This window comes from Microcystis sp. M31BS1 (assembly GCF_020245285.1).
Lineage (GTDB): Bacteria > Cyanobacteriota > Cyanobacteriia > Cyanobacteriales > Microcystaceae > Microcystis > Microcystis panniformis.
In genome coordinates this window covers 1-10,209 of record NZ_JADBVE010000168.1, presented here as the reverse complement: position 1 = coordinate 10,209, position 10,209 = coordinate 1, and the positions used below count along the sequence as shown (strand labels likewise).

At 41.1% G+C, this 10,209-nt stretch carries 10 protein-coding genes; 4 read left to right on the top strand and 6 right to left on the bottom strand.

Annotated features, from left to right (window positions below; genetic code table 11):
• The coding region (locus tag IM509_RS09700) for an RNA-guided endonuclease InsQ/TnpB family protein (RefSeq protein ID WP_502882254.1) at nt 1–482 on the bottom strand (482 nt) is incomplete at its 3' end.
• A 73-nt stretch (nt 483–555) separates the two neighbouring features.
• On the opposite strand from IM509_RS09700, the gene IM509_RS09695 reads away from it, so the two are divergent.
• From IM509_RS09695 to IM509_RS09680, 4 genes are all read left to right on the top strand, one after another.
• Nucleotides 556–1,431, top strand: coding sequence for an ABC transporter ATP-binding protein (locus IM509_RS09695; protein ID WP_052276561.1), 876 nt, complete (start codon nt 556–558; stop codon nt 1,429–1,431).
• Between the two features lie 574 nt (nt 1,432–2,005).
• A complete protein-coding gene (locus IM509_RS09690; protein WP_170863902.1) occupies nt 2,006–2,809 on the top strand; it encodes an ABC transporter permease in 804 nt (267 codons plus the stop codon).
• Nucleotides 2,810–3,565: an ABC transporter ATP-binding protein gene (locus tag IM509_RS09685; protein WP_002771944.1), complete on the top strand. Its 756-nt coding sequence runs from the start codon at nt 2,810–2,812 to the stop codon at nt 3,563–3,565.
• A gap of 702 nt (nt 3,566–4,267) precedes the next feature.
• Entirely contained in the window at nt 4,268–4,699 is a 432-nt protein-coding gene (locus IM509_RS09680) for a DUF4278 domain-containing protein (protein WP_052276560.1), read from the top strand.
• A 144-nt stretch (nt 4,700–4,843) separates the two neighbouring features.
• Here the strand turns inward: IM509_RS09680 and IM509_RS09675 are convergent, their stop codons facing one another.
• The 5 genes from IM509_RS09675 to IM509_RS09655 form a co-directional block, all read right to left on the bottom strand.
• On the bottom strand, nt 4,844–6,337 hold the full coding sequence (locus IM509_RS09675; RefSeq protein WP_072925707.1) for a thymidylate synthase: 1,494 nt from the start codon (nt 6,335–6,337) through the stop codon (nt 4,844–4,846).
• Nucleotides 6,338–6,341: 4 nt separating this feature from the next.
• Nucleotides 6,342–6,965, bottom strand: a complete 624-nt coding sequence (gene tmk / locus IM509_RS09670) for a dTMP kinase (protein WP_072925711.1) — start codon at nt 6,963–6,965, stop codon at nt 6,342–6,344.
• 25 nt (nt 6,966–6,990) lie between these two features.
• Nucleotides 6,991–8,376, bottom strand: a complete 1,386-nt coding sequence (locus IM509_RS09665; protein ID WP_072925745.1) for a dihydrolipoyl dehydrogenase family protein — start codon at nt 8,374–8,376, stop codon at nt 6,991–6,993.
• A 404-nt stretch (nt 8,377–8,780) separates the two neighbouring features.
• Nucleotides 8,781–9,416: a bifunctional phosphoribosyl-AMP cyclohydrolase/phosphoribosyl-ATP diphosphatase HisIE gene (gene hisIE / locus IM509_RS09660; RefSeq protein WP_052278443.1), complete on the bottom strand. Its 636-nt coding sequence runs from the start codon at nt 9,414–9,416 to the stop codon at nt 8,781–8,783.
• 300 nt (nt 9,417–9,716) lie between these two features.
• Complete coding sequence (locus tag IM509_RS09655; RefSeq protein ID WP_260441304.1) at nt 9,717–9,884, bottom strand: PEP-CTERM sorting domain-containing protein; 168 nt, start codon at nt 9,882–9,884, stop codon at nt 9,717–9,719.
• Nucleotides 9,885–10,209: the final 325 nt, after the last annotated feature.

Here is a 10,209-nt window from a genome sequence, read left to right as displayed (position 1 = left end):
GGATGTAATCTGACTGTTACTGTGCTTGGTTCACAAGCTTCTGGTATTTGTCTTGACCATCGAATAGGTAAAGGTTCTGTGCATTTGGCTAAATAGATTTGTTTGTCTTTAAATTTAAAGGCTGATTTGGTAAATTCGGCACTTCCTCCCTGATGTTTTTTCTTAAAGTTAGGATACTTAGTACGACCAGCAAAGAAGTTAGTAAAAGCTGTTTGTAGGTGTCTTAACCCTTGTTGTAAAGGTACACAGCTAACTTCATTGAGAAAGTTTAATTCTTCTTGTTTTTTCCAATCGGTCAACATTGAAGAAGTTTGAGCGTAGCCTACTCTTTCTTGTCTTTCATACCAAGCTTGTGTTCGTTCGTGGAGAGCTTTGTTGTAAACTAATCTTACACAGCCCAAAGTGCGCCGCAATAGCGACTCTTGTTCTGGTGTTGGGTAAAATCGGTAGCGATAGCTTTTCCATATCTCGCATTCTAGCATATATCGTGTAAATGCGCTAATATTTAACGGTAAAGCCGTCGTAGAACGACGGGGTTTCAGACCCAAATTTTCGATGACCTCCGCTATTGCTCTCGATCGCGTTTCTAAAATCTATAACAATCTCCCGGTAGTTAACGAGCTTTCCTTTGCTATCGAAAAAGGGGAAATCTTTGGTTTACTCGGTCCCAACGGTGCGGGAAAATCGACGACAATCCGCATGATTATCACCCTAACCGAAGCAAGTCAAGGAGAAATCGCAGTGGCGGGGTATGATGTGAAAAAATACCGCGATCAGGTGAAGAAAAATATAGGGGTAGTCTTACAACAGATTAGCGTTGATGGGGAATTAACCGTCTGGGAAAATCTGGAATTTCACGGCCGGATGCACCATATCCCCAATCCCCAGAGACAGGAATTAATCGATCGCTATTTAGATTATGTCAGTTTAAGCGATCGAAAATCTGCCCTTGCCAAAACTCTTTCCGGAGGGATGAAACGACGTTTACAGATTGCTCGCGCTCTTCTTCACGAACCAAAAATCCTCTTTCTCGATGAACCGACTGTCGGTTTAGATCCCCAAAATCGTCGTCGTTTGTGGGAAGTAATTCGCGATTTAAACCGGCAAGGAATGACAATTTTGTTAACCACTCACTACATGGAAGAAGTGGAATTTCTCTGTCAGGATAACGCCACGGGAAAACCGGGCAGAATTGGCATTATGGATGCGGGCAAATTAATCGAATTAGGAACTCTAACGGATTTTCGCACTAAGTATGGCGAAGGGTTAGTTATCAAACAAGTTGGCGATAAAATCGATTATAAATTCTTCCCCACCGTGGCCGATGCTAACTCTTATCTGGACACTTTGAGCGATAAAACTGGAGTAATGTGTCGCCCTTCCAACCTCGAAGATATCTTCGTGGAACTGACGGGACATCAATTAGATTAGATTCTTGGTTTGTCCGTTAGTAAATTGTTAATTTATCGGTTTTTGAATCCGGTTTTTCTGAGATTAGCTCTGTTTAAATCGGCATTTCTTGGCTTTGATCTGGTGTCTATTTTATTGGTAAACTTGCTAAGTGGGTAGGTTTTAAAAATTGTCAGGCGTTGGGTTTCATGCTTCAACCCAACCTACGTTCTGATGTCTATTTTATTGGTAAACTTGCTAATTAAGTAGGTTTTAAAAATTGTCAGATTTCTCCCCTTCATAAGGAGTTATCCCCCCTGATTAAGGGGATCAAAGGCAAAATCTATCCTCTATTTAACCAGAACCACTTACTTAGAGTCTAGGTCAATTAGCTGAGGCTGTCCCTAAAAACCGAGTTCAACCCGAAAAAAAGAGGCTTTTAGTGGTTTTTAAGCTTTTTGGGTCAGATAAATGGACCAAGAAGGGAACTTTTTCCGGAGAGGGAGAGTCGTCGGGGACTGGATAAAAACTAGAGTACTCCCTCGATCGATAGACAAAATTGACGGTAATCGTTTAGAATAAGGCACTGAATACTGACGAGATGACAATTATCCCTATGACCGATCTCCAAGCAAAAACTAGATGGTCAACAGCGCGGCGATATTACGAATTGCTTAGTGTTCTGGTGGAACGTAATCTCAAGGGACGCTATCGGGGTTCTTTTCTGGGGGTTTACTGGTCTTTGTTAAATCCCGCGATTATGACTGCACTATACACGGCAATTTTCGGCACGGTTTTCGCCTCTTATTTTGATAATTCTATAGTTAACTATGTCCTAGCGGCTTTCACCGGTTTAGTAGTAATAAATTTTTTTAATGCTTCCACTAACCAAGCTTTACCTAGTATCGTCGGTAATGGCAGTATTTTAAATAAAATTCGTCTGCCAGTTAGCATTTTTCCCGTTTCCATGGTAGTGGCAAATATTTTTCAATTTGCTATTAGTATCTTTCCCCTTTTGGCTATAGTAACTCTCTGGAAGTCTCAAAGTTTAATTAATGTAATTGCTCTGATTTTTCCCGTGATTGGTCTTTCTCTGGTTTGCACGGGAGTGGGTTTCTTTGTCAGTACCCTCTACGTTTTCTTCAGAGACTTACCCTATTTTTACGAAATTGTTTGTTTTGTCGCTTGGATTAGCAGCCCGATTTTCTATCCCCCAGAAATTATTCCTCCTTCCGTAAAACCATTCCTGCTATTAAACCCATTATTACCGGTAATCGAAAGTATTCGCCAATTGTCCCTTTCCCCCGGATTACCGGATTTTGGTTTGATTTTTCAATCTCTACTCGGTGGGATCATCATCTTAGGAATTGGTTGGACTTGCTTCCGACTCTGGCGACATTTATTTATGGATTTATTATAAATGACAGAAGTAATTCGACTCGATCAAGTGTCTCTCGAAAGACGTACTCAAGAAGAATTCTCCTACGATCTAAAAAGGACAATCTTCTCTATTCTTGAAGGTAAATATCGTCAACCTGCCAAAAAATTAGTTCTAGATGATATAGATTTAGTCATTAATTCTGGAGCGAAATTAGGTATCATTGGAGCTAATGGCGCAGGAAAATCTACTCTCTTAAAAGTTATTTGTGGTATTCTGGAACCGACAAAGGGACAGGTGAGAGTCAGGGGACAAATTGCTTCTCTAATTGAATTAGGAGCGGGTTTTGATCCAGATTTACCGGTAAAAGATAATATTATTCTCTATGGGGTAATGCTGGGATTTTCTCGTCAGGAAATGAAGGAAAAAACCAAAGATATCCTTGACTTTGCTGAGTTAGAAGAATATATGGGAGCGCCGGTGAAATCTCTTTCTTCCGGGATGGTGGCTCGTTTAGGATTTGCGATCGCCACAGAGGTTCACCCCGATATTCTTATTCTTGATGAAGTCCTTTCCGTCGGGGATGAAAGTTTTAAAAATAAGTGTAAACGACGGTTAAAAAAATTCTGGAATTCTAACGCTACTATTTTAGTAGTTTCCCACGATTTGACTTTAATTCAAGAGTCCTGTGACCAAGCAATTTGGCTAAATAAAGGCCAGTTACAATGTCAGGGTACATCAGAAGATGTAATCAAGTTTTATTTGGATTCCGTGCATCAAAATGAAGTTAATTTTTAATTAAGTAGGTAATCTCAATTAATTGTTAGATAGCAATAATGTATCTCCGTTTTACTTAAGTAAGTAGTCGTGCAAAATTAATTTCCTAGTGAAGATAGGCAAGAGGCAAGAGGCAAGAGGCAAGAGGTGGTTAGATATGTGTAATTAATTTTGCTTAGGTACTTAGCTGGTTATAATTAAATTAAAAATGGATTTTAGGTTCGATCCCCCCTTAATCCCCCCTTGATAAGGGGGGTGCCGATCCCCCCTTAATCCCCCCTTAATAAGGGGGGCATCTGAAAGTTTTTAATACCCACCTACTTAGTCGAAAACGCTGTCACAAAATAAAAAACCCCGGTGTCCAGCCGAGGTAGCGCTAAGTTATGTAGGAGAACTCAAGCAAATCTGTCAATGGGGTAAACCCAAACCCCGAAAACTTTTTTAAGCTAGTACGCCAAGTTTTTTGCCATTGTCTGGAGCTAAACGAATCATAAGCTGTCTGATACTCCCCGAAACAATCTGAACTGGCTTGCTGTCTTGGCTGTTTTGCTTTAACTTTTAGTTCATGTAAATAAATGTAACAAGATTTTTACGAATTGTAAAGAAGGATTGACAAAATAAAACTTATGAGATGTATAAGCTAAGTTAATATTTTTCGCCGATCGAAGCTAGGGGGGTAATAATAGAGAGATTGGTTCACTAGCATGACAAGGTGTACCCAGAATGTCCTATTTGTTTTTGTTGCCACTATTCACCGCTGCTCTGGCTGCCTATTTCTGGCAGCAGTCCAGCGATGAGATCGCTTATCTTGCCAGTGCCGCCACGGTAATTAGTTTAGTGTTGAGTCTGGTTTTAGCTCCTTGGCAGATTCAGCTATTAATTCTCTTGACAGTTGTGATTGTCGTCACCTTTTTATGGCAAGGACGAGAAGAGCAGAAGAATGTCCCCGTACCCACTCCAGAAACCGCCGGCGAGAAAAAGTATCGTGGCGCCACCTATATCGAGCCAACAGTCACCGAAGCTCCTGTCAAGGAGCGAGGGGGTAAATATCGCGGTGCGGAGGTTAAAATCACCAATAATCCCACGGTGGCTAACCCAATTCGCTCCTCATCTCTCAAATATCGCGGCGCTGGTTCAGCAAACAAGGACCAGTAATCAGTAATCAGTAATCAGTTATCAGTTATCAGTTATCAGTTATCAGATTTGAGTTTTAAGTGAGTAGTATTAAATAGAAGTTTCCTACTGTCTTTTCACTGTTTACTGTTTATTGTTCACTGTTCACTGAAACTTCCCACTTATCTACTGGTCTTGAATATAAGGCTGATTATTTTTGATACAATTGTATGCCTTTTGTAACTCGATTCCCAGATAACCGATATGTTCGGGAATAATTGCGGGATTGGTAGCGGCAAGCTCGCGGATTAATTTGAGGGGATTTTTGCCTTGATAACAAGCGACAACTTCCCCGCTGCCGGGGGTAGTTTGTTGGACGAGAATTTGTTCTTTTTCCACAGAAATCAAAAAGTTACCGCTAGGGTCAAAAAAATCGCGCTGATTGACAATTTTATCGTACTGGGTGGCGATTAATCGTTCGACATTCTCCCAAGTATCATCGTATATATGGGCCGATTGACTAATAGTAATCAATGGACCGAGGGTTAAATTATACTGGGAGCGTTGATTGATTTCTTGGCAAATATGTTGCTGTAAAGCGCGCAATCCCATGGCATTTGCTGGCCAAGCGGCAAACATATCATTACTTCTAAATATTGCAGTGAGAGACAATTCATTTTCCACCACTCGCACCCAAATATGATTTAAACAGGGACTACCTCCCTTTTCGTGGTCTTTCACATCCCAGAGGGACATGACTGCACTAGCGGCATCAATTTCTGAGATTAATTTATTGATAACCTGTGCAATTTGGTCTCGGCCAAACCAAGAGCGCAATCTTTGACCGTAGGTGTATTTAACTCCTTGGTGTATAGGGGAATCATCAAGAATTTGTCCGATATATTCGGTAAGAAAAGCTCTATCTATAGGCAAATAATTAGGTTCGGGAAAATAAAAGTCTGGGGGTTCATCGGTGACAACGGCCATTAGGTCAATTAATTCTTGCCATTTACCATCATATCCTGTGGGTCTAATTGTGCCGGTGGTTTTAATCTTTTGGAGAATTTTTACCCAGGTTTCAGCAATAGTTTTTCCTTCAATGCGATGACCGTATCTTGTCCCGGGTAGGAGAGAAGGAAGATTTTCTAAGAGGGGAAAGATTAAGGGTTCTCCCCAAGTTGGTAAGGGAGATTGTTCTGCATAATTTTTGACAGTTTCAATCGCTTCTGGAATGGATTTAACTGGTTGATATTGAATTGATTGACGCAATTTTTCGAGGGTTTCTCGGTCAATTTCTTTGTCAATATATCCAGTGGTAGAAGAATTAATTAGCCAACATTCTTTACCTGTGTCACTTTTTCCTAACTGGAATCCTTGACTAAAAAAATCTAGCAAACACTGACAGCTGCCGGAGTTTTTATCTTCCTTAGTCGCGTTGAGAATAACTAAGTATCTAACGTGGGGATTTGCGATTAAGTTTCTCAGCAGGGGACTAATTCCTCTGGTGGGACTATAAAGATTACCAATCACCGCGTATTGGTCGGGATTTAAATGTTTAGCAAGGGACTGTTTTACTGTCCATCCCGTGATAATTGCTGTTTGGCCGTGACCGCAGATTAATTGATTGGGTTTATAGTGGGGTTGGTAGGTGAATTTAGGGGTGGTTTCTGTACTAAGCATGGATTTAAATTAATCGTTCAAGATAATTAATAATATTTCGGTGAAGGTTTTCTATTGTATCACTACCATCCAGTTGTAAACAATTATCTTTATATTCTTTAAATATCTCGATAAACATTTGACGAACTTTCATTAATTTTTCTTGTTTTTCGTACACTTCTGTGATGGCTCGGTTTTTAATTCTTGCTAGAGAAATATCGGGAAGAATATCGATATAAATAACTATATCTGGATTGGGAAAATGTTGATTTAACTGCCGAACAAAAGCAAATTCTTCGGGATTATTGCAATTGTAGGCCAGGGAGGAAAAATAATAACGAGTAGTGATAACGTGGGTTTGTTCTTGGTGAATAAGTTTAAAAACGCCATCGTGATCATTATATAAGTGATAATGGCGATCAGCTGCAAATAAATAGGCCATTTGTCGGTCAAATTGATTTTGATCTTGGATAGAAATAAGATTAGTTTGCATTATTTCTCGAATCAAACGACCGATGACTCCCTCGGAAGGTTCCGGACTTAAAACTGCTTTTTCCCCTCGCTTTAAAAAATATTCTTGTAAGAGTTTTGCTTGGGTACTTGTTCCCGATCCGTCAATACCTTCAAAGACAATAAATTTCGGTTTCATAATTTAATCTTCCTTCTCAATCTAATTATCTGAATAATTGTTTTAGCCAAGTTAACCAAGATTTTTTCTGGGGGATTAATTGCGTCATTTCTCCGATAATCTCTCCCATACTTCCCCAAGCATAAATATTTTTATTGAGGGATTGTATGGTTAAATTTTCTTGTAAAGCTAAACTGATAATACTAATCATTTCTGCTGCTTGATTACCGACTATTTGCGCTCCCAGTATTTTACCATCTTGTCGGTAGATTAATTGACAAAATCCCGTGGTTTCCCCCCAGATTTGCTGTGGGACCATATTTTTAATTGGATAGTTGATCATCTTTACCTCCTCACCATAGCTGTCCTGGGCTGCTTTTCCAGTTAAACCCACCCAAGCAATCGCAGGATCGAAAGCAATAAATGAGGGAATTTGCCCGGGATTAAAGTTAAATTTTTCTCCCGTGAGCAGATGCTTGACTAACCCAAAAGCAGCCCGGTGATTTAAAGTAGGATCGGGATAATTATTTCTGAGCAAATTTAGGGCATAAATGCGGGAATTATCGGTTTGTAATTGCTGATTAACCCTAATTAATCCCTCCTCTAGTTTAACTCCCACCCCGGCCAAATTTAATCCCTGTTCATTGACTTGATAATTACCAGCAAAAATGAGATCATCGACTTCAATGACATGATTGCCTAATTGTAACCATTTTTGACCCTCGATCGCTTTCACTTGACTAGGACAATAGCCGGGTAAAATCTTAATTCCTTCCGCTTCTAAAATGGCAGTAACTAAATGGGAAATTTCCCGATCAATATCTGGCAGTAGATAACTATCCTCGATAATTAAGCTAATTTCTTTCCCTAAACGTCGGAGAATTTGCGCTAAACTCACAGCCATGCTGCTGTTGCCAATAATCCCTAAATGTTGTCCCAACTTGTCTAAATTTGGCCCTTGCCAAAGGGTTTGAGCGGTAAAATAATTAACCTCATCTAAGCCGAAAATTTTCGGGACTTGCGGATAAAAACCCGTGGCGATAAGATAGTGTTTAGCCAACAATTGCCGACCATTAACCACAAATCCTAAATGGGGCAGCCGGACAAATTCCCCCCCACCCGGGATCACATCTATTCCTTCCGTGGCTAATCTCGCTAAAGAATGATGTTTATTAATAGTTTTATCTACTTCCTCTAGCCATTGCCGCAACCGTTGCCATTGGGGATAAATGGCCGTTTCTTGCCAATGATTCAGCAGTTTATAGAGATGGATAATTTGGCTGTAGCCCTTGCTAAAAATGTCCTCAGATGCCTCTAAATTGCTGCTATAAGGCTGTTGCACTAAGGCCACCCTTTTTTTGAGGTGAACAGCCAACAAAGCCGCTTCTATCCCCGCAGGAGTGGCACCAATAATTACTAAGTCGTAAACCACAAATATAAAGTAAAAAGTCAAAAGTCAAAAAAGGTGTTGGGGGTTTTGGGGTGTTAGGGTGTTAGGGTTTAAGGGTTTTAGTTGAAATTCCCCCACTTCCCCACTTCCCCCCGCAACGCGCACGAAGTGGTCTCCCCATTTCCCCATTCCCCCACACCCCACACCCCACACCCTCTTTCAAGTCAGGAGACAGGAATCAGGAGACAGCATTCAGGAATCGGAAACTTAACACTTAAGTAGGGAGGCACAATTATTTGTAGGATGGGTTAGCGGTAGCGTAACATAATCGGGCGTTGGGTTTCATGCTTCAACCCAACCTACGTTCATCTTATATTTAATTCCACCCACCCACTTAAAACTCAAATCTGATAACTGATAACTGATTACTGATAACTGATAACTGATTACCGGCGCCGGTCTTGCAGTTTTTTATAGACATCTCGCAGGGGGACTTGATGATAGGCGAGAGCGACGAGGGTATGATAAAAAAGATCGGCCACTTCTGCAGCAATAGCATCGCCATCATTATCTTTGCAGGCCATGACCACTTCTGCCGATTCTTCGCCGATTTTCTTGAGAATTTTGTTATCTCCCCCGGCCAAAAGTTTACAGGTGTAGGATTCCGGATGAGGCTCGTCTCTGCGATCGCAAATTACCTTAAACAATTCCGAGAGGGTGTCGGCCGCTGGCGGTGATTTTTGCCAATTTACTTGGTGAAAACAGCTTCTTTCGCCGGTATGACAGGCGATATCACCGATTTGCTCAATAGTCAGTAAGATAGCATCACTATCGCAATCGTAGCGAATTTGACGCACCTTTTGGATATGGCCAGAAGTAGCGCCCTTGTGCCATAATTCTTGACGAGAACGACTCCAATACCATGCTTCCCCAGTGGTGAGGGTTTTTTCGAGAGATTCCCGATTCATCCAGGCCATCATTAACACTGTAGCATCAAGATAGTCTTGAGCGATCGCCGGTACTAAACCCTGGGGATTATAAGCGATTGCGTCGAGGGGAATAGCAGAGAGCAAAGAAGACATCAGTTTTTCGCGGTCAAGAAATATGGTGGGACAAATTACCCAAAGCTTAATTATATAGGGTTTGCGGCAAAAAGTTTTTCGTGGGGGCAGGCTTCGGCCGTTCGGCGGTTCGGGGTGTAGGGTTTTACCTATTTTCAGGGAAAAAGTCCCTGAATTTTCCCCCTGATCACCCCAAAACCCCAAAGCTGTGTTAGAATCAACACCTAAGAAAAAGCTAAAAGCTAGAAATCCCTATAGGGTATCTAACCTTTAGCTGTTTCGACCTCACAGTTATCAATGTCTTGCACACATTGGTAACTGTTATTTTTGCTTATTGAAGCGGGAAACCAATCCTAAACCACCCACTGCCAGAAGTCCGAGGATAGTACCCGGTTCGGGGACGGGAGTGGGCGCCATTTGGTGGAAAGAATTTTGTAAACTGAATAGACCTTGGCCAGCATTAGGATTTAGGGTATTTGTGACGGTCAACAGTGCCTTGGGGGTGATAGGAGTGAAACCGACAACGGGGTCCTGTGAGCCGTTAACTGAAACTAAGGAGAGCCCAGGTATCTCAGCAAATGTCTCGGTTACATTCCCGTAGTTGGAACCGGATGATATGGTTGAATCTAGGTCAACCCCGACAATGAGATTGCCGGAGTTAATGACCTCGATTGTATATACTTTGCACGGCTACAACTTGCATTTTTTACTCAAGGACAATAATATAGTTTAAGAGTCATAATTAGAAGCAAAGCACTCATTAAAAACATGATTAACCTAGAATTCACGGAAGAAGAAAAGAACTCACTGTATT

What these genes read in the sequence shown, in the direction of transcription:
- IM509_RS09695 (WP_052276561.1), top strand. Translation starts at nt 556, where the DNA reads ATGACCTCCGCTATTGCTCTCGATCGCGTTTCTAAAATCTATAACAAT.
- IM509_RS09690 (WP_170863902.1), top strand. Translation starts at nt 2,006, where the DNA reads ATGACCGATCTCCAAGCAAAAACTAGATGGTCAACAGCGCGGCGATAT.
- IM509_RS09685 (WP_002771944.1), top strand. Translation starts at nt 2,810, where the DNA reads ATGACAGAAGTAATTCGACTCGATCAAGTGTCTCTCGAAAGACGTACT.
- IM509_RS09680 (WP_052276560.1), top strand. Translation starts at nt 4,268, where the DNA reads ATGTCCTATTTGTTTTTGTTGCCACTATTCACCGCTGCTCTGGCTGCC.
- IM509_RS09675 (WP_072925707.1), bottom strand. Translation starts at nt 6,337, where the DNA reads ATGCTTAGTACAGAAACCACCCCTAAATTCACCTACCAACCCCACTAT.
- tmk (WP_072925711.1), bottom strand. Translation starts at nt 6,965, where the DNA reads ATGAAACCGAAATTTATTGTCTTTGAAGGTATTGACGGATCGGGAACA.
- hisIE (WP_052278443.1), bottom strand. Translation starts at nt 9,416, where the DNA reads ATGTCTTCTTTGCTCTCTGCTATTCCCCTCGACGCAATCGCTTATAAT.